Origin of the sequence: Burkholderia sp. HI4860 (assembly GCF_002223045.2) — a bacterium.
Taxonomy (GTDB): domain Bacteria; phylum Pseudomonadota; class Gammaproteobacteria; order Burkholderiales; family Burkholderiaceae; genus Burkholderia.
This window is the reverse complement of sequence record NZ_NKFO02000001.1, coordinates 2,344,629-2,367,187: the sequence shown is the minus strand read 5'-3', so window position 1 is coordinate 2,367,187 and position 22,559 is coordinate 2,344,629. Positions and strand designations below refer to the sequence as shown.

The following is a 22,559-nucleotide window of genomic DNA, read 5'->3' as shown; positions in this document are numbered from 1 at the left end:
GTCCGCTCGCCGCCCCGGCGGCCTTGCGCGCGCGATGCGCCCCTACACTTGCGCCGAACTTTCGTTCCCAGTCCCACACGCAGGAGCCCTGACTTGAAAAAAACCCTCATCGCCGGCGCATGCGTCGCCGCCCTGTCCGCCCCGCTCGCTCACGCACAGAGTTCGGTCACGCTGTACGGCCTGATCGACGCCGGCATCGTCTACACCAACAACGCCAACGGTGCATCGCTGTGGCGCCTGAACAGCGGCACCGTCAACGGCAGCCGCGTCGGGTTTCGCGGCACCGAGGATCTCGGCGGCGGCCTGAAGGCGCTGTTCGTGCTCGAGAACGGCTTCAACGTGAACAACGGCGGGCTCGGGCAGGACGGCAAGCTGTTCGGCCGCCACGCGTACGTCGGCCTGAGCCAGAACGGCTACGGCACGCTGACGCTCGGCCGCCAGTACGACACGATGGTCGACTTCGTCGCGCCGCTGTCGGCCACGGCCGGCGATTTCGGCGACGCGAGCTTCGCGCACCCGTTCGACAACGACAACCTGAACCACTCGCTGCGCATCAACAACGCGGTCAAGTACACGAGCGAAACCTATGCGGGCTTCAAGGTCGGCGCAATGTATGCGTTCTCGAACGCGACGAACTTCGGCGCGAACCGCGCGTACAGCGTCGCGGCGAGCTACACGAACGGCCCGCTGAAACTGGCCGGCGCGTATCTGCAGATGAACGGCACGAAGGGCTCGACGAGCGCGAGCCCCGGCGCGACCGATGCGGCCGAAGCGAAGAGCCTGAACCAGGGCGGCTGGTCGATCGGCTCGGACCGCATGCGTTCGTACGGCGGCGGCATCAGCTACGGGTTCGGCCCGGCCACCGTCGGCTTCGTCTATACGCGTTCGCAATACGACAACACGGGCTCGTTCGGCTCGACCGGCCAGGTCGCGTTCAACAACTACGACGTGAACGTGCGCTATGCGGTGACGCCGGCCGTCAGCCTCGGCGCGGCCTACGTGTACACGGACGCCAGTGTGTCGAACCCCGACAGCAAGCACGGCACCGATCCGAAGTGGCACCAGGTCGACCTGCAGGCCGTCTACAAGCTGTCGCGCCGCACGGACGTCTACGCGGAAGCGATGTATCAGCACGCAGCGGGCCGCGGCTACCAGGCGTTCATCAACGGCTCGGGCGGCGCATCGAGCACGGCGAACCAGATCGTCGGCACGATCGGCATGCGCACGCGCTTCTGACCGGCGCGATGCGTCGCCGCCCGATGGTCACGAATCTGCGTTCGCACGCGGGTTCGCCGGCCGCGGGCGGCCTCCATCAATGTTGTGCCATCTGGAAGGCAGCCTGCCTGGAATCTGGGTTTTTACGCGCGCGGGCGCTGCGTAGACTGCCAGCAAAGGTCGGGGTCACGCATCGCGCGTCGAACCGGCCGCCCACCCCGTCCCCAGGAGAACCTCGTGAAATCGCTCGTCGTTACCGCCGCCGCTGCCGTCCTGCTCGCTGCACCGGCCCTGTCTTTCGCCCAGTCGGCCCAGTCGCCCGTCACGCGCGCGCAAGTGCTGCAGGAGCTGATCGATCTCGAGTCGGTCGGCTACAACCCGGCGCGCGGCGAAGTCAACAACTATCCGGACGACATCATGGCGGCGCAGGAACGACTTCACGAAAAGCGTCTCGCGGAACAGAAGGCCGCGCAGGCCGCCTACGGCCGCGCCGGCGAACCGACGACGGAATCGGGCACGGCTGCCAAGCCCGCGCGGTAACGGCATGACGAAGCGCCGCGCCCGCGTGAACGATGTCATGCAGGCGCGGCGCGGTTGCGTTCGCTTGATTGGCTTGAAGAGAGGACGCCGGCAGCTTGGCAATGCGCCGGTGCGCGCCTGCCGCTCAGGCGGCCTGCGGTTCGCGATCGATCGCGTTCAGCATCTCGACGTCGCGCGCGATCATCCCCGGCACCTGGGCCCGCAGCATCTCGACCCAGGTCCGCACCTTCGCATCGACGAAGCGGCGCGACGGATACAGCGCGTACACGTTCATCTTCTGCAGGATATGCGCGGGCAACACGCGGACGAGCGTGCCGTCGCGCAGCGCGTCGATCGCCGAGTAAAGCGGCAGCATGCCGATCCCGATGCCGTCGCGGATGGCAAGCGCGAGCGATTCGGCCGTATTGGTCTGCACCGGCCCCGCGACGTGGATCTGCTCGACGCCTTCCGGCCCTTCGAGCACCCATTCGTGCGTGGGGAACGCTGGCGTGCACAACGTCAGGCACGCATGCGCCGCGAGATCCTGCGGACGGGCCGGCGCGCCGTGGCGTTTCACGTAATCGGGCGACGCGCACAGGATGCTGAAGGTCGAGCCGAGCAGGTGCGACACGAGTTCCGAATCGGGCAGCGACGACGCGGTCACGACGGCCATGTCGCTCGTGCCGTCGAACAGGTCGGGCATGCGCTGCGACAGCGACAGTTCGATCGACACGTCCGGGAACTGCGCGTGATAGCGCGTGAGCGCGGGCAACACATAGTGATGGCCGACGCTCGCGAAACTGTGCATGCGCAGTACGCCGGCCGGCCGTTCGTGCGCGCAGCTCGCCTCTTCTTCCGCGCGGTCGACGTCGGCGAGGATCTGGCGGCAGCGCCGCAGATAGCTTTCGCCGGCCGACGTGAGCGCGAGGCGGCGCGTCGAACGATTCATCAGACGGGTGCGCAGGCGCGCCTCGAGTTCCGACACCGCGCGCGACATCGCGCCCGTCGTCGAATTCAGCGATTGCGCGGCGGCGGTGAAACTGCCCGTCTCGACGACGCGCGAAAACACCCGCATGTTTTGTAGGGTATCCATTCCTGTGAGCAACCTGTAGCGGAGCCGCTATTTTCCTCCACGGGATGCGACAGATTGTTACTCCGGCTGCAACTATCGTTTCCCCATAGCTGCGTTAATGCGGGGGCGCCGCACTCCTACAATCGGCGCCTCAACAGTCGAACGGACCGTTCGGACGCGCCAGGCACCTCGCTCGGCCCCGTACCGGCCCCCTCTTTTCATGAAGCCACCACCTGCGATCGAGCGCCCTTCCATCGAACCTGCACGATGGAGAACCTGGCTCGATCCACTCGGCGACGCGGCGCGCGACTGGGCCGCGAGCGACGGGCTGATCTGGCTGCACCTCGCGAAAACCGTGTTCGCGGCGCTCCTCGCGATGGGCATCGCGATGCGCCTGGAGATGTCGCAGCCGCGCACGGCGATGACGACCGTGTTCGTGCTGATGCAGCCGCTGTCGGGGATGGTGTTCGCGAAGAGCTTCTACCGCGTGCTCGGCACGGCGGCCGGCCTCGTCGCCGCGCTCGCGCTCGGCGGGCTGTTCGCGCAGCAGCCCGAGCTGTACATGGCCGGCATCACGCTGTGGATCGGTACCTGTATCGCGCTCGCGGTGCGCAACCGCCACTTCCGCTGGTACGGCTTCGTGCTGGCCGGCTATACGGCCGCGCTGATCGGCCTGCCGTCCGTGATGACCCCGCAGGCGCTGTTCCAGTCCGCGCTCACGCGCGCCGCGGAAGTCGCGCTCGGCATCGCGTGCTCGGGTGCGGTCAGCGCGCTGATCCTGCCGCTCAGTTCCGCGAAGGCGCTGATGCGCTCGCTGGGCACCCGCCACGCGACGTTCGCGGCGTTCACGGCCGGCGCGCTCGCGGGCGACGTCGCCCGCGGCGATTTCGAGCGGCGCTTCGCCGATTTCGTCGACGACATCGTCGGCTTCGAGGCCAACCGTGCGTTCGCGTCGTTCGAGGATCCGCACATTCGTGCACGCAGCCGCCGCCTCGCGCGGCTGAACAGCGAGTTCATGAACGCGTGCACGCGGCTGCATGCGCTGCACCAGCTCGTCAAGCGGCTGCGCGCCAATGGTTCGGACGCGGTGCTCGATGCGCTGGCGCCGCACGTCGACGCGCTCGCGCAGCGCTTCGCCGCACTGCGCGACGAGCGGCAGCGCGGCATCGCGCCGGCCACCGGCGCACTGCTCGAACTGCGACGCTTTCACAGCGCGTTGCCGAAAGCCGCGCGGGCATCGCGGCGAACCATCGAGGCGCACGCTGCCGGCGGCCTGCTCGACTTCGATACCGCGATCGAGCTGCTGTACCGCTTCATCGGCGAATATCTCGGCTACGCCGACACCTATGCGTCGCTCGACCAGGACGATCACGCGTTCGAGCGCTCGGTCACGCACTACGCGGTGAAGACCAATTCGTTCTTCGTCGGGTTCGCGTTCCTGCGCACGATCGTCGCCGTCGGCGCGATGAGCGCGTTCTGGCTCGCGTCCGAATGGCCGAGCGGCCCGCTCGCCGTGATCGCCACCGCGATCGCGTGCGCGCTCAGCTCGACGTCGCCGCGCGCGCCGAAGTTCGTCGCGCAGATGAGCGTCGGTGCAGCGTTCGCGACCGCCGTCGGTTACGTGTTCCTTTGCTACGTCTATCCGAACATCGAGGGCTTCCCGCTGCTGTGCGCCGCGCTCGCGCCGGTGCTCGGCCTCGGCGCGTTTCTCGCGATGCGGCCAGGCTTGTCCGGCTACGGGATCGGCTTCGCGGTGTTCTTCTGCCTGCTCGCGGGGCCCGACAACGTGATCGCCTATACGCCCGAGGTGCTGATCAACAACGGGCTGGCGATCGTCGTCGCGATGCTCGCGTGCTCGCTCGTGTTCGCGGTCGTCTTTCCCACCCACATGCCGTGGCTCACGGGCCGCATCGCGCACGACCTGCGCCGCCAGGTCACGCTGGCGTGCGAAGGGCCGACGGAGCGCCTCGCGCAGCGCTTCCAGTCGAGCACGCACGACCTGATGGCGCAACTGCGCACGCTGCTCGTGCGGCGCACGCGACAGCATCGCGACGCGCTGCGCTGGATGCTGTCGACGCTCGAGGTCGGCCACGCTGTGATCGACCTGCGCGACGAACTGAACGCGTTCTGCGCATCGAAACCGCCGCAAACACTGCGCTGGACCGGTTCGATCGACGCGGTGCTGCACGAGTTGCCGCGCTTCTTCGACGACCCGACGCCCGGCCACCACGCGCGCACGCTGAAATCGGTGAACCTGGCGACCCGCGCGGCGCAGCACACGCTGCAGGCGTGGTATGCGGTGCCCGACGAGCGGCACCGGATGCAGCGCATCGTCGGCTGCCTGCACTTCATGCGCAGCGCGCTGCTCGACAAGGATGCGCCGTTCAACCGGCACCGCCATTGACGATCAGTGCGCGCGCAACGGGATCCTTGTTCCGGATGGAAATAAGCTCTACAGCCGCGGTGATTAATCTTTAAGCAGTGCGAGCCTATAGTTTCCTCACTGCCAGCGAGACTGGCACCCACCCAGGAGAAACCCAAATGAAGCCGCTGCACCTCGCCCTCGTTGCCCTGTCGCTCACCGCTGCTGTTGCTCACGCACAGCCGGCACCGGCAGACGCCGCAAAGCAACCGGCGAACCGCGCTGAAGCCGTCGCGACCGCAGGCCGGGTCGATCGTTCGCAATCGAAGCAGGAAGACCCGAACGCGTGTGTCGGCCCCGTCAGCTTCTGCAACATCTACTTCGGCAGCTGAGCATGACGCCGCGTCGTCACGGCCAGGCCCGCACGGCCCGCAGCATCGCTTGCGCGGGCGAGCGGCGGCCCGGCCGATCGCGGCCCGGCCGATCGCCGCATCGCCGCTCCCCTTCGCGCCGCTTCGATTGAAGCGGCGCATGCCGTTTCAGGCGCCGCGCCCCGGCCGCCAGCCCACCTCGCGCAACGCATCCAGCAAGCGCGCCTGCCCCAGCCCTTCGACCCGCGCCCCGCGCGACTCGACGTCGCCGCCCGCGACGAGCGCATTCACGATCGCTTCCTCCACCGCTTCCGCCGCCGCGACGAACAGCGCGGAAATATGGTCGTTGTTGACCATCTTCACGCCGGTGGTCGGCGCGCCCTTGCTGCCGTAGTTCGCCGCGGGCAGGCCGTCGTTGCCTGTTGCAAACGCCAGGAAGATGTCGCCGCTCGAATCCTCCGTGCCGCCGCCGACGCGCGCCAGCCCGACGCTCGCGCGCTGGGCGAGACGCGTGCTCTGGTGCGGCAGCAGCGGCGCGTCGGTCGCGATCGTCACGACGATCGAGCCCATTCCGGCCTCCCCTTGCGCGTCCGGCGCGCGGAACGGCGAAGGCACGTGCCGCAGCACTTCGCCGACCGGGTAGCCGGCCACGCGCAGCATCTCGCGCACGCCGTAGTTCGCCTGCACGAGCGCGCCGACGGTCCAGCCGCCCGCGTCGGCCGCGAGCACGCGCGACGCGGTGCCGATGCCGCCCTTGAACTCGTGGCAGATCATCCCCGTGCCGCCGCCCACGCCGCCTTCGGCAACCGGCCCCGACTGCGCGGCGGCCAGCGCGCGCTGCACATGCGCGGCGCTCACGTGCTGGCCCCAGATGTCGTTCAGCAGCCCGTCGTAGGTTTCCATCACGACCGGCATGCACCAGTACACGCGGCCGGCCGCCGCTTCGCGCTCGTTCGCGACGAGCGCATCGCGCACCGCGCCGACGCTGTGCGTGTTCGTATAGGCGATCGGCGTGGTCAGCAGGCCGGCCTCGCGGATCCATTCGAGCCCCGTCGCGTCGCCGTTGCCGTTCAGCACGTGCACGCCCGCGAAGCACGGCGAATCGTGCGCGGCGCCCGCGCGCGGCTCGATGACGGTGACGCCGGTGCGGATCGACGCGTCGCCGTTCTCGACGTTCAGCGTGCAATGTCCGACCCGCACGCCCGGAACGTCCGTGATCGCGTTGAAGCGGCCGGGTGTGCCGAGCCCGATGCGGATGCCGAGATCCCTCGTGCGCATGATGCAGTTCCTCCAGTCTTTCAGTAGTTCAATGATTCAGTGTTTCGATGTTTCGGTACGGCAAGCGTTCGATCCCGCGCTCAGAGCGTGCGGAAGGCTTCGCTGTGGCGTGCCCAGACCGCATACATCACGAGCGCGGCGACCAGCAGCCCGGCAATGATGATCAGGTCGGTCGGCTTCGTGGCAGTCGCCAGCGTCGTGTAGAGCGTGTAGGCCGCGCCGATTACCGCGACAAGCGGCGTCACGGGCCACAACGGCATCCGGTAATGATGCTCGACGTCACGACGCACGAAGCGGCTCGCGAGCGCGGCCAGCCCGACGACCAGATAGATCAGCAGCAGCAGGTCGACCGTGAACGCGGTCAGTTCGTCGAGGCTCGACACGAACACGAGCCCGGCCGACGGCACCGCGAGCGCGATCGTGGCGAGCCACGGCGATTCGAAGCGCGGATGGATCGTCGAGAAGGCGCGGTTGCAGGTGCGCGACCAGAGCGCGTGCCGGCCGCTGCTGTACAGCAGCCGGCCCATCGTGATCACGATCGAGATGATCGCGTTGAACACCGACAGGAAGATCCCGCCGCTGACCACGCGCGACACGGCCGGGTTGCTCAGCGAACGCACGACGTAGCCGATCGGATCGGCGCTCTTCGTCAGCTCGGTCAGCGACGGTGCGCCGAGCACGATCGCGGTGAGCGGAATCAGTTCGACGACGAGGATCACGAGCAGCGAGTAGATCACCGCCTTCGCGACATTGCGGTTGCCGCCGCGCAGGTCTTCCGCGAGATAGGCGGCCGAGCCGAAGCCGTTGTAGCAGAAGATCGCGGTGCCGATCGCCGGGACGATCGCGGCCAGCGTTGCCGGCACGAGCGCGTTGCCGCTCGCGACGACCGGCGCGATCAGCGCGTCGGCGCCGCGATGCGGCGACCCGAAGCCGAGGCCCGCGATCAGCATCAGCACGCCGATCTCGACGACGAGAAACGCGCCCGTGATCCACGCGTTCGTCTTGATGTTCAGCATGCCGAGCAGGTAGCTGAGCAGCACGATCGTCAGCGCGACCGACTGGTTGCTGAAATGCGTGCCGAGCGCGTTGTTCAGGTAAGGCGCGGCGCCGCTCGCGAGCACGGCCGGGATGAACACGCTGACGGACAGCACCGTGATGAAGGTCAGGTAGCCGGGCAGCGTGCCGAACACGCGCTTGGCCATCACGTACTCGCCGCCCGCGCTGCGGTGCGCGGCGCTGAGCTCCGCATAGCAGAGCGCGAACGCCAGCGCGAGCACGCCGCCGAGCAGGAACGACAGCACGGCGCCGCTGCCGGCCTGCTGGATCGCGAACGGCGCGATCACGAAGATCGAGCTCGCGGGCGTCACGCCCGACACGGTAATCATCACCGCATCGCGCACGCTGAGCGTCTGCGACAGCGCGCGCGGCGCGTCTTCCGTTGCAGGCGCCGCTTGCAGCGTGCCCGTCGATTCCGACATCATCGCCATTTCGTTCTCCTGTGCTTGGGTCGATCCTTTGCCACTTTTTTTTGAACGCCCATACTCGGGCCCGATTGATTGCGTGGCAGTCTAGGAAGCCAATTTCAGGACCGCTATTCCCCCTTCGTGTTACGCCCTTCCGGTGGTGGTATGGATCGTCTCTTTTCCGAAATCGCGATGCACCAGGCGCTCGGCCGCGCAATCGATCATCTCGGCCAGCCGCGCTTCTGGCGGTTCCTGGTGCTGCTGCTCAATGAAATGGCGCCGTTCGACAACGCGCTCGCGACCGCGATCGGCCGCGACGGCGTGCCGCTCGTGCTCGACGAATACGACACGGGCGGCACCGACGCCGCGTCGCCCGTGCCGCTCTACCTGAACGGCTTGTATCTGCTCGACCCGTTCCTGCAGGCCGCGCACGACGGGCTCGCCGACGGCTGCTACCGGCTCGAGGAAGTCGCGCCCGACCTGTTCCGACAGAGCGAATATTTCCTGAGCTACTTCCGCGACGCGGTCGGCGAGGACGAGATCCAGATTCTCGTGCGGCCGAACGCCGACACCCTGCTGTCGCTGTCGCTTGGGGCGGGCATGCGGTTCGACGTCGAGCCGCTCGGCAAGCTGACGGCCGCGATGCCGTGGGTGCTCGCGGCGATCCGGCAGCACTGGCGGCTGGTGGGCGACGCGGCGCGCGCGACGCCCGATGCCGATCTCGGCGCGCGGGTCGAGCAGGCGCTCGCCCGCTTCGGCGCGGGCGTGCTGACCGATCGGGAGATGTCGATCGCGCGAATGGTGCTGCGCGGCAATTCGTCGAAGGCGATTGCCGAGCGGCTCGCGATCTCCCCCGAAACGGTGAAGGTGCACCGGCGGCATTTGTACGCGAAGCTCGGGATTGCGTCGCAGCCCGAGCTGTTTTCGCGCTTCATCCAGGCGCTGGGGGAAGATGCGGCCGGATGACTGAATCGATCTCGGTGGATGGCAACCGGCAGGGAATCGGGCACACTCCGTGAAGCGCCGCTTGCCGGGGTCATCCGGTAACGCTGATGCGGATGCCTTCGACAACACGATTGCCCGACAACAGGAAACCCGCTTCATGTCGCTCATTCCGATCATCGGACTTGGCTGGCTGCTGCTGTGCGCGATCAGTGCCGCATCGATCGTGCTCATCCCGCCGGTGGTACTGGTCGCTTGTCTGAGGGGCCAGCACGTTTGGTCGATCCTGACCCGCGGCCGGCTGCAGTTCGCGTTCCTCGCCTACCTCGGTTCAGCGCCGGTGCCGGCCGTCTTCACGTTCCTGCTGGAAGCCGGCGCCTCGGCCGGGAGTCACGGCGGCGTGGCCTCCGACAGCCTGCGCCGATGGAACGAACAGTGCTTTTTCGTGTTCGTCGCTGCCGCGGCACTGAGCGGCCTGCTGTTGCTGGTGCGGCCGAAAGACGGGCAAACAGCGAACGCCGAACCGTCGCAGCCTGCGCGATAGCCGGCACGCGAACGACGGCGCGCCAAGCCGCCTGCCCGGGTTTCGAGCAGGGGGATCGTCATGCGCCGATTCCCGCTACGTCTGTGTCGACTTCCACGTCGCGCCGATCTGCGCGAGCCCGGCGTTCTTGAGATCGTCCGGCAACATCACCACGCGGAACTCGCAGTCCGCATTCAGCATCAGGAACCACGGCTCCGCGAGCGCCGGGATCTGCGACGGATCATTCAGGTCGACGATCACGACCGCCCCGCGCCCGCCGTTCTGCTCCGTGAAATACACGGCCTCGGGCTTGACCGCTTCCAGTATTCGCCCGATCACGTCGCCGACGCTGCCGTCGCGCACCAGCGTGTTGAACGGCTCGTGAGGGATTCGTATGTTGAGAAGCATGCGCATGACCCGCCTCCTTGAGCTGAGCCCGACCTGGGCCCTTCAAGCATAGGTGCTGCGCGATGCCGCGCCAGTGGCGCGGAATGCAGCGGCCGGCATGCATTCAAATTCCGACGATTCGATTGCGTTGCGTGTCGCGAACGGCAAGCGTGCGCGACACGCGAATCAGTCGAGCGTGCCGTCGCGCTCGATATCGGTCGTCGACTCAGCGGCCCGCTCGCCCGGCCGCGCCGGCCGCATCACATGGAACGCCCCTCCGCCGCCGGCGCGATCGCGAGATGCAGCGGCCGGTCCGGCCGCAGCGTCACGTTCAGCACCGGCCGCGGCGGCACCCTGCCGGGCGGCGCCGACAACGCGTAGCGCTGCAGGATCATCGCCGCGACGACCGTCATTTCCGTCATCGCCAGATGCTGGCCGAGACACACGCGCGGGCCCGTGCCGAACGGCATGTAGGTCCCGCGGGGTGCGGCCGGCGCGTCGTCGGCAAAACGCTCGGGGCGAAACACGTCGGGCGCGTCGAACCATCGCGCATCGCGCTGCATGAGTTGCAGCGGCAGCATGAACAGCGTCCGCGCGGGAAACTGCCACGGCCCCAGCACGATCGGCCGCGACGCGCGACGGCTGATCAGGATCGGCGCCGACGGATACAGGCGCAGCGTTTCCTCGAGCGTGTGCGTCAGGTAGCGTAACGACGTGCGCGTCTCGGCGGACGGCGCGCAACCGCCGAGCACGCGCGACACTTCATCGCGCGCGGCGGCCTGCGCCGCCGGATTCGTCGCCATGCACCACGCCCACCAGGTCAGTGCGCCAGCCGTCGTCTCGTGGCCCGCGAGGAACGCGGTCATGCATTCGTCGTGCACGGCCTGCAACGGCCATCGCCGCGCGTCGTCCCGATGCAGCCGCAACAAACGCGACAGCAGATCGTCGGGCCACGCACGCGCGGGCAGGTCGAGACGCGCATGCAGTTGCCGGTCGATCAGGCCGTTCAGCACGGCCATCGCCCGGGCCTTGCCGCGCTTCCATGGCACCCAGTCCGGCGTGCTCGCAGGCCAGTAAAAATCGGCGTTGGCCGCCGCGCTCACCGCGCGTACGGCTTCCTCGGCCGCCCGTGCGTCGTCGCCGATCGCGTCGGAGAACATCGTGCGCATGATTACGTCCATCGCCAGCGACGTCAGCGCACTTTCGATCGGCCAGTCCGGATCGCGCGCGGGCCACTGCGCGAGCGCATGTCCGGCCGTCGCCGCGATCGACGGCACGAACGTCTGTACCGCCTTCGGCATGAAATTCGGCTGCAACGCCTGCCGCTTGTCGCGCCACGCGCCGCCTTCGGCGATCAGCACGCTATGGCCGTGGACCTGCGCAAACACGCGGACGGCACGCTCCCAGCGCCCGAGCGCGTCGTGATGCGTGACCAGGAGTTCGCGCACGAGCGCGGGATCGGTCACGACCACCGCATGCTCGGGCCACACGCGCACGTGCACGACGTCACCGTATGCGCGCTGCCAGCCGGCCAGCGTGCCGAGCAGGTCGCGCGACATCGCGCGCAGCAGCCCCCAACCCGTCAGGCCGGCAGGCGGCCCCGGCGGCCATACGCCGGGCGGGTGAAGCACGGGCGCCGCCGCGGCAGCGCCCGTATGGAATGGACATGAGGATGTGGATCGCGTGTTCATGGGACGGATTGTCCGCACCGGCGTGCCGGCGGTCTTGAACGCAAACGACATCGACACGCGTCGGGCCGCTCCCTATACTCCAGCGTCATGTGCTCCGCCCCGTCATCGATCCCGCTGTCGTGCCCCGATCCGCTGGCACGCGCCCCTCGCGCGCCGAGCGACGGGCGGGCGCCGCGTGGACGGCTGTACCCCGCGCCAGCGGCGCTGCAGGGCGCGGTGGTCGCGATCGTGTTGCACGACACGCGCGGGGTCGCCTTGAGCGACGCGCAGCGGCTCTCGCATTTTCCGGCCACGCCGCTCGTGTGCGTGTCGTGGTATCGGGATCTCGACGTGGGCTTCGTCGAACCCACGGCCGACGGGCCCCGGTGGCGCCCCTTCGGTGCCGCCGTGACGCTGTCGGGCAGCCACTCGGCCCCTACCGTGGCCTGGGCGCCGACGGGCGGACGAATCGGCATGATCTGCTTCACCGCCGATGCGGCGCGGGCGCTGTTCGGCATCGCGCTGGCGGACATCCACGATCGCGTGCTCGACGCCCATGCGTGCCTCGGCGACGACTGGCGCCCGCTGCTTGATGCACTGGTCGGCGCGGACCGCGATGCCGATGCGCTGGCGGCGATCGAACGTCATCTTGCACCTCGCTGGCAGGCGTTACGGCCCGCGACGCCGCTGTCGTCGCTACGTAATGCGGGACGCAGTTGGGTCGAACGCCTCGCGCTGCAAGCGCGGGAATGGCGGCACACCCACAGCCCGCGGCAGGTCGAACGGCGAATCAAGACCTACAGCGGCCGTTCGCTGCGCGAATGGCAAACACTCGTCAGGACGGAAAGCGCGTTCTTCGCGGCGCGCGACCGGTACGAAGCGGGCGCCGCGTTCAACTGGGCCACGCTGGCGCTGGACGAGGGGTTCGCCGACCAGGCGCACCTGAGCCGCGAGGTCAAGCGCATCACGGGGTTCTCGCCGAGCGAATTCACGCAACGCTTCATCGACGACGAATCGTTCTGGATGTACCGGCTGTGGGTGTGACGCGGCGCGTACGGCGCATTGTGCCGGCGTGCAGCGCCGCTTGCCGGCTCTACCTGATGCGCGAGCGCGCATACATGCCAATAGTAGAATGTTAGGCATTGACCCGAACCCCACCCCCACCCGCATCACTCGAGGAGTCCGTCATTGAACCCGTCGTCGCCCCCAGAACGCAAAGGGGTCGCCCTTTATGCGCGGATTGCCAGCCTGCTGCGTGGACGAATCCACCAGGGCGAATGGAAGCGCGGCGACCAGTTGCCGCCGATTCCCGAGCTGTGCGCGTTCTATCAGGCGGGCACGATCACGGTGCGTCAGGCGCTGGCCGAACTGAGCGCCGAAGGGCTCGTGAGCAGCGCGCGCGGCCGCGGCACATTCGTCACGGCCGAGGTCGTCTCGCCGGCGGATAACCCGGCGCTGCGTGCCGCGATCAACGATCCGCTGCAGCTCGCGCCCGGCCAGACCCTGCGCGTGCTGCTGCGCGAAGCCGTGACCGAATTGCCGGTTGCATTGCAGACGGGCAAGCCGATGCGCGCCGCCTACATGCGGATCCGCACGCTTCATCTGCACGACGGCACGCCTTACGGTGTGATGGACAGCTATGTCGCACGCGAAACCTACGACCGCTTTCCGAAAGGCAGCGACGCGCGGCACAAGGTCGGCTATCTCGTTCGTCAATACAACCGTCTGCCGCTCGCGAAGGCCCGCCAGGAAATCACGGCCGCCTACGCAGACCAGGAAACCGCCGACCTGCTCGCGTCGGACGGCGCCGACTGCAGCATGGCCGACATGCTGATTCGCATGCGCCGCTGGTGGACCGACGGCGACGGCTGCATCGTCCACGCCGGGCTCTATCTGTATCGCGCTGACCGTTTCGTGCTCGACATCACGCACGATCTCGACGGCGACGACCGCAGTGCCGACCTGATCCCGTCGCCGCGCACGGGCGTCCGGAAAAGCGCGCGCAAGCCGGCGGCCTGACCCGCGCACCGCGTCGTCACGCCGGCGCGCCGCCTTCGTCGTCGCACATCGCACCGTAGACCCAATGCCGCAGGTCGCGACGAATCCGGTACGTCGTCGACGGCAGCAGTTGCGTCATGAACACGACGATCAGGTCCTCGGCCGGGTCGATCCAGAAGGCCGTGCTGGCCCCGCCGCCCCAGAAGTAATCGCCGACGCTGCCCGGCTGCATCGTCGCGGCAAGATCCTGCGTCACCGCGAAGCCGAGCCCGAAACCGAGCCCCGGATACACGGCCTCGCTGAAACTGGAGCGTGACATCCGGTCGAGCGTCTGGCCGCCCGGCAGATGGTTGATCGTCATCAGCTCGACGGTTTTCGGGCTCAGGATCCGGTGCCCGTCGATCGACCCGCGGTTCAGCAGCATCCGGCAGAAGCGCAGGTAGTCGCCGGCCGTCGACACGAGCCCGCTGCCGCCCGATGCCAGCGCCGGCGGCCGGCGAAACGCGCTCGCCGCCGGATCGTCCTGCAGCACGAGGCCGCCATCGGCGCCGGGGCGATAGCACGCGCACAGGCGTTCGGCCTGCTCGTCCGGCACGAAGAAACCCGTGTCGGGCATGCCGATCGGATCGAACAGCACCTGCTTCAGGTAGTCGGCGAACGGCTGCCCGGAGATCTTCTCGACGAGATAGCCGAGCACGTGCGTCGCGACCGAATAATTCCATTCTTCGCCCGGCGAGTAGTCGAGCGGCAGCCGCGCCAGATCCGCGATCATGCCGTCGAGGCCGCCCGGATTGCCCGGTTCGCCGATCGCGAGTTCGCGGTACGCGGCATCGACGTTCGTGCGGGCCTGGAAGAAATACGACAACCCGGCCGTATGGCGCAGCAGATCCACCATCAGCATCTCGCGCGCGACGGGCCGGGTCTGGAATCCGCCGAGGCTCCGTGCGCCGGCCACCGCAACGCCCAGATCCTTCCATGCGGGAATCACGCTCGACACGGGATCGTCGAGCGCCACCAGCCCCTGCTCGACCAGCGTCATGAACGCGACGCTCGTGATCGGCTTGGTCATCGAGTAGATGCGGAAAATCGCATCCTCGCGCATCGGCTTCGCCCGCTCGAGATCCATCGATCCGACGACGTTCACGTGCGCCAGCTCGCCACGGCGATGAATCATCGTCACCGCCCCCGGCAAGCGCCCGGACACCACGTAGCGTTCGTTCAGCTGCGTGTCGAGCGCTTTCAGCCGCTGCGACGACAAACCCGGATGTGCCACCTTGGTCATGCCCCTGCTCCTGTTTCCACTTCGGTCTCGACACGCCGGAACGCGCGTCACTGCGCTTCAGGCAGCACGCTTGCCCGGTTAAAACATTCTAACAATAGAACTATATCATTTTGACGAATGCGCGAACCGTCGCGACGCATCGGCGAGACGCGGCGCGCGCGATGCAGTCCGGTTGCCCGATTCGAGACACGCGGGCATGATGTCGCGAACCCTGGCGGCGGCCCTGCGAACCACTCACCGCCACGCGCCGTCGATCGCGAACTCGGGCCGGCCCGCGCGGCCGTGTTCACCAACCTCGTGCCCGTGTTCGGTGTTCGGCGTGCTGCTGTCGGTTGCGCTGCTCGGCGAGCCGTTGTCGCCGTCGATGCTGGCCGGCGGTGCGCTCGTGATCGCCGGCGTCGCGCTCACTAATCGGGCAAAGCGCTGATGCCCCGGAATGCGCGCTTCGGGGCCGGATGGTAAATACCGGAGCGGAGCTCGGCGGCGATCGCGATGCCGTTGCGTGACGCCCACGCGCGGCCCGATACGCCCCCCGATCTCCTCGCAGCCCCGCCAAAAACCGCCTATCGTGAATGGAGCGCCCCGTTCGCCGCCATTCGACCCCGCGTCGCTCGCACCGGCGGTAACGGCACCGCGTTCCGGCACCATTCATCGCGATCCCGGCGCACGCTCGCCCGTGCGCGATCGCGGCCGCCCACCGGATTACAGGAGGCCCTCATGAAAGCCGCGCTGCTCGTCAGTTCCGCCCTGCTCGCCATTGCATCCGCTTCGGCGTCGGCCCAGGGCTCGATCACGAAAGTCGAAAACGGCGCGCTCGTCGCCGCAAACGGGATGACCGTCTACACGTTCGACAAGGACAAGGCCAACGCCGGCACCAGCGCGTGCACCGGCCAGTGCGAATCCTTCTGGCCACCGTACAAGGCCAGCGCGACCGACGTTCCGGTCGGGCCCTACACGATCGTCAAGCGCGACGACGGCAGCCCGCAATGGGCGTACAAGGGCAAGCCGCTGTACTTCTTCTCGAAGGACATGAAACAGGGCGACCGCAACGGCGACAACTTCAAGGACATGTGGCACGTGGTCGCGCCGTAAGCGCGCTTCCGCCGTCTTCCGCGCACGCCGCGCGGACGTAAAAAAGCCCGCGCGGATCATCGATCCGGGCGGGCCTTGTCGCGGTCACACTGGCCGCCTTGCGTTGCGCCGCGCGCCGTCAGACAGGCGGGCGATGCATGCAGCCGGATGGCGCGTCAGCGGTTCGACGGGAAGCTGAACACGGTGCCTTCGCGCACGCCGGCCGACGGCCAGCGCTGCGTGATCGTCTTGCGCTTCGTGTAGAAGCGCACGGCGTCCGGGCCGTACGCGTGCAGGTCGCCGAACAGCGAACGCTTCCAGCCGCCGAACGAGTGGTACGCAACCGGTACCGGCAGCGGCACGTTGATGCCGACCATGCCGATCTGGATGTTGTCGCTGAAGTAGCGCGCGGCCTCGCCGTCGCGCGTGAACAGGCAGGTGCCGTTGCCGTACTCGTGCGCGTCGATCAGCGCCATCGCCTCGTCGAGCGACTTCAGGCGGATCACGCCGAGCACCGGCCCGAAGATCTCGTGCTGGTAGATCGGCATGCCGGGCTTCACGTTGTCGAACAGGCACGGGCCGAGGTAATAACCGCCGTCGTGGCCGTCGACCTTCACGCCGCGGCCGTCGACGACGAGCGTCGCGCCCGCTGCCACACCGGCTTCGACAAAACCCGTCACCTTCTCGAAATGCTGCTGCGTGACGAGCGGGCCCATGTCCACGCCCGCGCCGTTGCCCGGGCCGACCTGCATCTTCTCGATCTCGGCCTTCAGGCCCGCGACGACCTGGTCGCCCGTCTCGTCGCCGATCGCGACGACCAGCGGAATCGCCATGCAGCGCTCGCCGCACGAACCGTACGCGGCGCCCATCAGTGCGTTCACCGCGTTGCCGATGTCCGCATCCGGCATCACGACCGCGAAGTTCTTCGCGCCGCCGAGCGCCTGCACGCGCTTGCCGTGCGCGCAGCCGGTCGAGTAGATGTATTCGGCGATCGGCGTCGAGCCGACGAAGCTCACGGCCTTCACGCGCGGGTCGGTCAGCAGCGTGTCGACCGCTTCCTTGTCGCCGTTCACGACGTTCAGCACGCCCGGCGGCAGGCCCGCTTCGAGCGCGAGCTCGGCCATGCGCAACGTCGACGACGGCGTACGCTCCGACGGCTTCAGCACGAACGTGTTGCCGCACGCGACGGCCATCGGCCACATCCACAACGGCACCATCACCGGGAAGTTGAACGGCGTGATGCCGGCCGCGACGCCGAGCGCCTGGAACTCGCTCCACGAATCGATCGCGGGGCCGACGTTCTTGCTGTGCTCGCCTTTCAGCAGTTCGGGCACATAGGTCGCATATTCGACGTTCTCGATCCCGCGCTGCAGTTCGCCCATCGCATCGGCGAGCACCTTGCCGTGCTCGGCGGTGATCAGCGCGCACAGCTCGTCGGCGTGCTCCTCGAGCAGCGTCTTGAAGCGGCTCATCACGCGGGCGCGCTTCAGCGGCGGCGTATTGCGCCAGGCCGGGAACGCAGCCTGCGCGGACGCGATCGCGGCTTCGACGGTCAGCTTGTCGGCGAGCGCGACGCTCTTGTGCGATTCGCCGGTGGCCGGGTCGAACACCGGCTGGACGCGGCTGCCGCCGTCGACGCGCTTGCCGTCGATCAGGTGGCCGACGGTGGAGGTTACGTTGCTGTCGTGTTTCATGTATCTGACTCTTTCGTGAATTCGGTTATCGCTCGGGGCAGGCCGCGGCTCAGTCCACTTCGTTCAGCGCGTCGGACAGCGCGTTGACCAGGTTGTCGATCTCGCGCTTCTCCGAGATGAACGGGGGCGCCAGCTGGATCGTGTCGCCGCCGTAGCGCACGTAGAAACCCTTCGCCCAGCAGCGCATCGCGATCTCGTACGGGCGCCGTGCCGGCTCGCCCGGCAGCGCCGCGATCGTCAGCCCGGCAGCCAGCCCGTAGTTGCGGATGTCGGTGATGTGGCGCTGGCCCTTCAGCCCGTGCACCGCGGCCTCGAAATGCGGCGCGAGATCGCGCACGCGGGCCACCGCGTCTTCCTTCACCAGCAGGTCGAGCGCCGCGACGCCGGCCGCGCAGGCCACCGGGTGCGCCGAATACGTATAGCCGTGCGGGAACTCGAGCATGTACTCGGGGCCGCCCGCGGCCATGAACGTGTCGTAGATTTCCTTCGTCGCGATCACGCCGCCGAGCGGCTGCGTGCCATTCGTGACCTGCTTCGCGAAGTTCATGATGTCCGGCACCACGCCGAACGCATCGGCGCCCGTCATCGCGCCGGCCCGGCCGAAGCCCGTGATGACTTCGTCGAAAATCAGCAGGATGTCGTGCGCGGTACAGATGTCGCGCAGGCGCTTCAGGTAACCCTTCGGCGGCACGACCACGCCCGCCGACCCGGAGAACGGCTCGACGATCACGGCCGCGATGTTCGATGCGTCGTGCAGCGCGATCAGCTCGAGCAGGCGATCGGCCAGCTCGGCACCGTGCTCGGGCATCCCGCGCGAGAACTTGTTTTCAGCCAGTTGCGTGTGCGGCAGGAAGTCGGCATCGATGCCCTGGCCGAACAGCTTGCGGTTCGGCCCGATCCCGCCGACCGAGATGCCGCCGAAGTTCACGCCGTGATAGCCCTTCTCGCGGCCGATCAGGCGCGTCTTCGTGCCCTTGCCCTTCGCGCGCCAGTAAGCGCGGGCCAGCTTCAGCGACGTATCGGCCGCTTCCGAACCCGAACCCGTGAAGAACACGTAGTCGAGGCCGGCCGGCGTCAGGTCCTTGATCTTGTTCGCGAGCTCGAACGATTTCGGATGGCCGAACTGGAATGCCGGCGCGTAGTCGAGCTGCGCGATCTGGCGGCTCACGGCTTCGACGATTTCCGTGCGGCCGTGACCGAGGCCCGTGCACCAGAGACCCGACAGGCCGTCGAAGATCTTGCGGCCTTCGGCGTCCGTGTAATACGCGCCCTTGCCCGACACGATCATGCGCGGATCGGCCTTGAACTGGCGGTTGGCGGTGAACGGCATCCAGTGCGCGTCGAGCCACGCGGCGTCGGTGCGGAGGGTGGTTTCGTCGTGCTGGGCGGTGGTGATGTCGGTCATGTCGGTCGGCGCGGGGCGCCCCTCCTCCTTATGTTGATATTGCGCATTGTCGGGAGGCCAATTAGTCTTTTGAATATCGCAATATCAATGTTCACTTGCACATTTATGCAAGCAAAGAAACCGAAGAGTCGCGCGCTGCTCGGGCAGCTCAGCGACATGGATCTCCGCCTGCTGCGGGTCTTCAAGGGCGTCGTGCAGTGCGGCGGGATGGCGGCGGCCGAACTGGAACTGAATATCGGCATCTCGACCATCAGCCGGCACGTGAAGGATCTGGAAACGCGCCTCGGTCTCGTGCTGTGCCGGCGCGGCCGCGCGGGCTTCACGCTGACGCCCGAGGGCCAGACGGTGTACGAGGAGACATTGCGGCTGCTCGCGTCGATGGAAGCATTTCGCAGCAGGATCGACGGCATTCACGACCGGATGGGCGGCGAACTGCACGTCGCGGTGTTCGACAAGACGGCCACCAACGCGAACGCACGGCTCGGCGACGCGATCCGCCAGTTCGCCGACGAAGCGCCCGACGTCGCGCTGAACCTGCATGTCGCATCGATCAACGAGGTCGAGCGCGGGATCATCGACGGCAGCTATCAGGTCGGGATCATTCCCGCGCACCGCAATTCGGGCAGCCTCGTGTATTCGGAGCTGTTCGACGAACGGATGCTGCTCTACTGCGGCCGCCAGCATCCGCTCTACGATGCGCCGCACGGCAAGCTCACGTGGACGACGATTCGCAACCATGCGTTCGCGGGCCTCGGCTTCCATTCGCCGAACATGGAGCTGAGCCACCGCGCGAAGCTCACGCGCAGCGCGACTGCGTCGGACCAGGAGTCGATCGCGACGCTGATCCTGTCCGGCCGCTATCTCGGCTTCCTCCCCGACCATTACGCGGAAAGCTTCGAAAACAAGCGGCTGATGCAGCCGATCGCGCCGCATCGATTCAATTACCGGTGCCGGTTCGTGAGCCTGCTGCGGCGCTCGCCGCGGCCGTCGCGGGCGGCGTTGCTGTTTCAGTCGTGCCTGGAGGCCGCGCATGCTGCGGCGCGGCCGGTCGCTTAACGGCCGTCGTGGCTGAGTGGCTGAACGGCTGAACGGCTGAACGGCTGAACGGCTGAACGGTCGGGTAGCCTACATCGGCTTTACTGCCGGTCAAGCCCCGTCGCCCGTGCCCGCCGGCGCGCGCATCCGCTTCATGAAATGCGTCGCGACGAGCGCCGCGGCAAAACCTGACAGCGCGCCGACACCGAGCGCCCAGCGCGGGCCAAGATGATTCGCGACCCAGCCGGCCACCGGCGCGCCGATCGGCGTGCCGCCGAGCGCCACCGCGAGACGCAGCGCCATCACACGCCCACGCATCGCCGGCTCGGTCGACAGCTGCACGAGGCTGTTGGTCGAGTTCATGAAGGTGATCGCCGCGATCCCGGTCAGCACGAGCGCGGCGGCGAACAGCCAATATCCCGGCGCCAGCGCGGCCAGCGTGCAGCCGAGCCCGAACAGCGCCGCGCCGATCCACAGATGCCGGAAACGCGGCCGGTCGCGGCGCGCCGCGAGCAGCGCACCGGTGATCGTGCCGACGGCCATCATCGACGACAGCACGCCGAAGCCACGCGCGTCGACATGAAACACGCTGGCCGCCATCGTCGAGATGAACAGCTGGAAATTGAGCCCGAACGTGCCGATCAGGAACAGCATCACGAGGATCGCCTTCAGGTCCGGGCGCTGCCACACGTAACGGAACCCGTCGAGCAGGCTCCCGCGCGCGCGGTCGGCCCGCGCATGCGCACGCAGTTCGTCGGCCCGCAGCATCGACAGCGACGCCAGCACCGCGACGAAGCTGAGCCCGTTGAGCAGGAACGCCCAGCCGGTGCCGACCGACGCGATGATGAAGCCGGCCGCCGCCGGCCCGATCATCCGCGCCGCGTTGAACGACGTCGAGTTGAGCGCGACGGCGTTCGCCAGCTCCCGATCGGCGACCAGCTCGGCAACGAACGTCTGCCGCACCGGCGCATCGAACGCCGACGCACAGCCGAACAGGAACGCGAACAGATACACGTGCCACAGCTGCGCGACGCCGGTCACCGTCAGCAGCCCCAGCAGGAGCGCGAGCCCGCCCATCAGCGCCTGGGTCGCCATCAGCAGCTTGCGCTGGTCGAAACGGTCGGCCGCATAACCTGTCCACGGCAGCAGCAGAAGCTGCGGGCCGAACTGCAGCGACATCACGATCCCGACGGCCGACGCGTCGTGATGCGTGAGCTGCGTGAGGACGAGCCAGTCCTGCGCGGTGCGCTGGATCCACGTGCCGATGTTCGACACCAGCGAGCCGATCGCCCACACGCGATAGTTGAAGCTGCGCAGCGAGCGGAAGACGCCCGCCGCCGGCACGCTCATGGCCGCTCCCGGTCGGGCTCGTTGCCGCCGTGCAGTTCGCCGAAATGCCGCGCGACGAACAGGCCGAGCGCGAGGATGCCGAGGCCGAACGCCGCCGCGTCGGCCGTGACGCGGAGATCGAAGTCGCCGACCCTGCACACCAGCACGTAGGCAATCGCGAGGTTCGCGACGCCCCACAACACATTCACCGTGGACGACGACAACCCACGCCCGGGCGGATTCGCGAACGGGGTCTGGAACGGCTCGCCGCGCAACCCGCTGACGAGATGCGGCACGACGTTTGCGAGAAACGCGCCGCCGAAGAAATACGACACGAGATGCGGGAAGTTCATGCGGATTGTCCTTTCGACTAACGGGTCGATGCGGGTCGACAGGGGTTACGAACGCGGCGGTTCCTGGAATTCGGCGAGCCGCTGCAGCAGTTTCACGGCCGACGCGAGCTCGGCCTGCTCCGCCTCCGACAGCTGCGCATGCAGCGCGCGGAACAGCCAGTCGTCCTTGACCGCGCGGTTGGCCTGCAGCGCCTGGCGGAAAGCGGGCGTGAGCGCGATCAGCGTCTGCCGGCCGTCGGTGGGATCGGGCTCGCCGCTGACGGCGCCGAGCGTCTCGAGCGTCGCGACCGTCACGCGCATCGACTGCGGCCGCACGCTTTCGGCGCGCGCGAGCGCCGACACGGTCGCGGGGCCGTCGCGGTCGAGCCGCAACAGCACCGACTTCTGCGATGACGTGAGGTCGTTCGGGTGGACCTGCTCCCGCATCCGCCGCATCAGCTTGCCGACCGAGATGCGAAGTTCGCCGGCGAGACCGGCCAGTGGGAGCGCTTCGGAGGGAGGCAATGGCGTGTTCATGAATTCAAGATAGCAGATATACAGTCAAACTGTACAGTTTAGCTGCATATTTCAAGTTGTAAGGAACACGTCGT

At 67.9% G+C, this 22,559-nt stretch carries 22 protein-coding genes; 11 read left to right on the top strand and 11 right to left on the bottom strand.

The window, feature by feature from the left end:
- Positions 1-93 precede the first annotated feature (93 nt).
- Together CFB34_RS10560 and CFB34_RS10555 are read left to right on the top strand one after the other, a co-directional pair.
- Complete coding sequence (locus tag CFB34_RS10560; protein ID WP_089442541.1) at positions 94-1,236, top strand: porin; 1,143 nt, start codon at positions 94-96, stop codon at positions 1,234-1,236.
- Between the two features lie 216 nt (positions 1,237-1,452).
- Positions 1,453-1,755 carry a DUF4148 domain-containing protein gene (locus CFB34_RS10555; RefSeq protein WP_089442542.1) on the top strand — a complete coding sequence of 101 codons (303 nt, stop codon included), beginning with the start codon at positions 1,453-1,455 and terminating at the stop codon, positions 1,753-1,755.
- A gap of 124 nt (positions 1,756-1,879) precedes the next feature.
- On the opposite strand, the gene CFB34_RS10550 is transcribed toward CFB34_RS10555, so the two are convergent.
- Entirely contained in the window at positions 1,880-2,827 is a 948-nt protein-coding gene (locus CFB34_RS10550; RefSeq protein WP_027791525.1) for a LysR family transcriptional regulator, read from the bottom strand.
- A gap of 199 nt (positions 2,828-3,026) precedes the next feature.
- Here CFB34_RS10550 and CFB34_RS10545 point away from each other — a divergent pair, with 199 nt between their 5' ends.
- Both CFB34_RS10545 and CFB34_RS10540 read left to right on the top strand, forming a co-directional pair.
- Complete coding sequence (locus tag CFB34_RS10545) at positions 3,027-5,210, top strand: FUSC family protein (protein WP_089442543.1); 2,184 nt, start codon at positions 3,027-3,029, stop codon at positions 5,208-5,210.
- 137 nt (positions 5,211-5,347) lie between these two features.
- Positions 5,348-5,560 carry a hypothetical protein gene (locus CFB34_RS10540; protein WP_089442544.1) on the top strand — a complete coding sequence of 71 codons (213 nt, stop codon included), beginning with the start codon at positions 5,348-5,350 and terminating at the stop codon, positions 5,558-5,560.
- Between the two features lie 147 nt (positions 5,561-5,707).
- On the opposite strand, the gene CFB34_RS10535 is transcribed toward CFB34_RS10540, so the two are convergent.
- Entirely contained in the window at positions 5,708-6,817 is a 1,110-nt protein-coding gene (locus CFB34_RS10535; RefSeq protein WP_089442545.1) for a P1 family peptidase, read from the bottom strand.
- A gap of 80 nt (positions 6,818-6,897) precedes the next feature.
- Entirely contained in the window at positions 6,898-8,304 is a 1,407-nt protein-coding gene (locus CFB34_RS10530; RefSeq protein ID WP_089442546.1) for an APC family permease, read from the bottom strand.
- 141 nt (positions 8,305-8,445) lie between these two features.
- Here CFB34_RS10530 and CFB34_RS10525 point away from each other — a divergent pair, with 141 nt between their 5' ends.
- Both CFB34_RS10525 and CFB34_RS10520 read left to right on the top strand, forming a co-directional pair.
- On the top strand, positions 8,446-9,246 hold the full coding sequence (locus CFB34_RS10525) for a LuxR C-terminal-related transcriptional regulator (RefSeq protein WP_089442547.1): 801 nt from the start codon (positions 8,446-8,448) through the stop codon (positions 9,244-9,246).
- Between the two features lie 49 nt (positions 9,247-9,295).
- On the top strand, positions 9,296-9,766 hold the full coding sequence (locus CFB34_RS10520; protein WP_242808590.1) for a hypothetical protein: 471 nt from the start codon (positions 9,296-9,298) through the stop codon (positions 9,764-9,766).
- Between the two features lie 75 nt (positions 9,767-9,841).
- Here the strand turns inward: CFB34_RS10520 and CFB34_RS10515 are convergent, their stop codons facing one another.
- A complete protein-coding gene (locus tag CFB34_RS10515; RefSeq protein WP_089442549.1) occupies positions 9,842-10,159 on the bottom strand; it encodes a panthothenate synthetase in 318 nt (105 codons plus the stop codon).
- A gap of 233 nt (positions 10,160-10,392) precedes the next feature.
- Positions 10,393-11,823 (bottom strand): cytochrome P450, encoded by a 1,431-nt coding sequence (locus tag CFB34_RS10510; RefSeq protein WP_089442748.1) that lies wholly within the window; start codon positions 11,821-11,823, stop codon positions 10,393-10,395.
- Between the two features lie 87 nt (positions 11,824-11,910).
- Between CFB34_RS10510 and CFB34_RS10505 the strand changes: the two genes are divergently transcribed.
- Positions 11,911-12,846 carry a helix-turn-helix domain-containing protein gene (locus CFB34_RS10505; RefSeq protein ID WP_089442550.1) on the top strand — a complete coding sequence of 312 codons (936 nt, stop codon included), beginning with the start codon at positions 11,911-11,913 and terminating at the stop codon, positions 12,844-12,846.
- Positions 12,847-12,990: 144 nt separating this feature from the next.
- Positions 12,991-13,821 carry a GntR family transcriptional regulator gene (locus CFB34_RS10500; RefSeq protein WP_089442551.1) on the top strand — a complete coding sequence of 277 codons (831 nt, stop codon included), beginning with the start codon at positions 12,991-12,993 and terminating at the stop codon, positions 13,819-13,821.
- Between the two features lie 16 nt (positions 13,822-13,837).
- On the opposite strand, the gene CFB34_RS10495 is transcribed toward CFB34_RS10500, so the two are convergent.
- A complete protein-coding gene (locus CFB34_RS10495; RefSeq protein WP_089442552.1) occupies positions 13,838-15,082 on the bottom strand; it encodes a serine hydrolase domain-containing protein in 1,245 nt (414 codons plus the stop codon).
- 196 nt (positions 15,083-15,278) lie between these two features.
- Between CFB34_RS10495 and CFB34_RS10490 the strand changes: the two genes are divergently transcribed.
- Positions 15,279-15,509, top strand: coding sequence for a hypothetical protein (locus CFB34_RS10490; RefSeq protein ID WP_306427080.1), 231 nt, complete (start codon positions 15,279-15,281; stop codon positions 15,507-15,509).
- 290 nt (positions 15,510-15,799) lie between these two features.
- On the top strand, positions 15,800-16,174 hold the full coding sequence (locus CFB34_RS10485) for a hypothetical protein (RefSeq protein ID WP_089442553.1): 375 nt from the start codon (positions 15,800-15,802) through the stop codon (positions 16,172-16,174).
- Between the two features lie 155 nt (positions 16,175-16,329).
- Here CFB34_RS10485 and CFB34_RS10480 read toward each other — a convergent pair whose 3' ends face one another.
- Together CFB34_RS10480 and CFB34_RS10475 are read right to left on the bottom strand one after the other, a co-directional pair.
- The gene (locus CFB34_RS10480; RefSeq protein ID WP_089442554.1) at positions 16,330-17,847 is read right to left on the bottom strand and encodes a CoA-acylating methylmalonate-semialdehyde dehydrogenase; all 1,518 of its coding nucleotides are present in this window, start codon (positions 17,845-17,847) and stop codon (positions 16,330-16,332) included.
- A gap of 49 nt (positions 17,848-17,896) precedes the next feature.
- The gene (locus CFB34_RS10475) at positions 17,897-19,252 is read right to left on the bottom strand and encodes an aspartate aminotransferase family protein (RefSeq protein WP_089442555.1); all 1,356 of its coding nucleotides are present in this window, start codon (positions 19,250-19,252) and stop codon (positions 17,897-17,899) included.
- 105 nt (positions 19,253-19,357) lie between these two features.
- Here CFB34_RS10475 and CFB34_RS10470 point away from each other — a divergent pair, with 105 nt between their 5' ends.
- Complete coding sequence (locus CFB34_RS10470) at positions 19,358-20,308, top strand: LysR family transcriptional regulator (protein ID WP_089442556.1); 951 nt, start codon at positions 19,358-19,360, stop codon at positions 20,306-20,308.
- Positions 20,309-20,398: 90 nt separating this feature from the next.
- Here CFB34_RS10470 and CFB34_RS10465 read toward each other — a convergent pair whose 3' ends face one another.
- The 3 genes from CFB34_RS10465 to CFB34_RS10455 are packed head-to-tail and all read right to left on the bottom strand — an operon-like array spanning position 20,399 to position 22,485.
- Positions 20,399-21,637, bottom strand: coding sequence for an MFS transporter (locus CFB34_RS10465; protein WP_089442557.1), 1,239 nt, complete (start codon positions 21,635-21,637; stop codon positions 20,399-20,401).
- Positions 21,634-21,969, bottom strand: coding sequence for a hypothetical protein (locus CFB34_RS10460; protein WP_089442558.1), 336 nt, complete (start codon positions 21,967-21,969; stop codon positions 21,634-21,636). Before CFB34_RS10460 ends, CFB34_RS10465 begins: the two co-directional genes overlap by 4 nt.
- Before the next feature lie 45 nt (positions 21,970-22,014).
- A complete protein-coding gene (locus CFB34_RS10455; protein ID WP_089442559.1) occupies positions 22,015-22,485 on the bottom strand; it encodes a MarR family transcriptional regulator in 471 nt (156 codons plus the stop codon).
- Positions 22,486-22,559 lie beyond the last annotated feature (74 nt).

What these genes read in the sequence shown, in the direction of transcription:
- CFB34_RS10540 (WP_089442544.1), top strand. Translation starts at nt 5,348, where the DNA reads ATGAAGCCGCTGCACCTCGCCCTCGTTGCCCTGTCGCTCACCGCTGCT.
- CFB34_RS10530 (WP_089442546.1), bottom strand. Translation starts at nt 8,304, where the DNA reads ATGGCGATGATGTCGGAATCGACGGGCACGCTGCAAGCGGCGCCTGCA.
- CFB34_RS10505 (WP_089442550.1), top strand. Translation starts at nt 11,911, where the DNA reads ATGTGCTCCGCCCCGTCATCGATCCCGCTGTCGTGCCCCGATCCGCTG.
- CFB34_RS10480 (WP_089442554.1), bottom strand. Translation starts at nt 17,847, where the DNA reads ATGAAACACGACAGCAACGTAACCTCCACCGTCGGCCACCTGATCGAC.
- CFB34_RS10455 (WP_089442559.1), bottom strand. Translation starts at nt 22,485, where the DNA reads ATGAACACGCCATTGCCTCCCTCCGAAGCGCTCCCACTGGCCGGTCTC.
- CFB34_RS10460 (WP_089442558.1), bottom strand. Translation starts at nt 21,969, where the DNA reads ATGAACTTCCCGCATCTCGTGTCGTATTTCTTCGGCGGCGCGTTTCTC.
- CFB34_RS10495 (WP_089442552.1), bottom strand. Translation starts at nt 15,082, where the DNA reads ATGACCAAGGTGGCACATCCGGGTTTGTCGTCGCAGCGGCTGAAAGCG.
- CFB34_RS10485 (WP_089442553.1), top strand. Translation starts at nt 15,800, where the DNA reads ATGAAAGCCGCGCTGCTCGTCAGTTCCGCCCTGCTCGCCATTGCATCC.
- CFB34_RS10510 (WP_089442748.1), bottom strand. Translation starts at nt 11,823, where the DNA reads ATGAACACGCGATCCACATCCTCATGTCCATTCCATACGGGCGCTGCC.
- CFB34_RS10490 (WP_306427080.1), top strand. Translation starts at nt 15,279, where the DNA reads ATGATGTCGCGAACCCTGGCGGCGGCCCTGCGAACCACTCACCGCCAC.
- CFB34_RS10550 (WP_027791525.1), bottom strand. Translation starts at nt 2,827, where the DNA reads ATGGATACCCTACAAAACATGCGGGTGTTTTCGCGCGTCGTCGAGACG.
- CFB34_RS10525 (WP_089442547.1), top strand. Translation starts at nt 8,446, where the DNA reads ATGGATCGTCTCTTTTCCGAAATCGCGATGCACCAGGCGCTCGGCCGC.
- CFB34_RS10545 (WP_089442543.1), top strand. Translation starts at nt 3,027, where the DNA reads ATGAAGCCACCACCTGCGATCGAGCGCCCTTCCATCGAACCTGCACGA.
- CFB34_RS10515 (WP_089442549.1), bottom strand. Translation starts at nt 10,159, where the DNA reads ATGCGCATGCTTCTCAACATACGAATCCCTCACGAGCCGTTCAACACG.
- CFB34_RS10475 (WP_089442555.1), bottom strand. Translation starts at nt 19,252, where the DNA reads ATGACCGACATCACCACCGCCCAGCACGACGAAACCACCCTCCGCACC.
- CFB34_RS10465 (WP_089442557.1), bottom strand. Translation starts at nt 21,637, where the DNA reads ATGAGCGTGCCGGCGGCGGGCGTCTTCCGCTCGCTGCGCAGCTTCAAC.
- CFB34_RS10535 (WP_089442545.1), bottom strand. Translation starts at nt 6,817, where the DNA reads ATGCGCACGAGGGATCTCGGCATCCGCATCGGGCTCGGCACACCCGGC.
- CFB34_RS10470 (WP_089442556.1), top strand. Translation starts at nt 19,358, where the DNA reads ATGCAAGCAAAGAAACCGAAGAGTCGCGCGCTGCTCGGGCAGCTCAGC.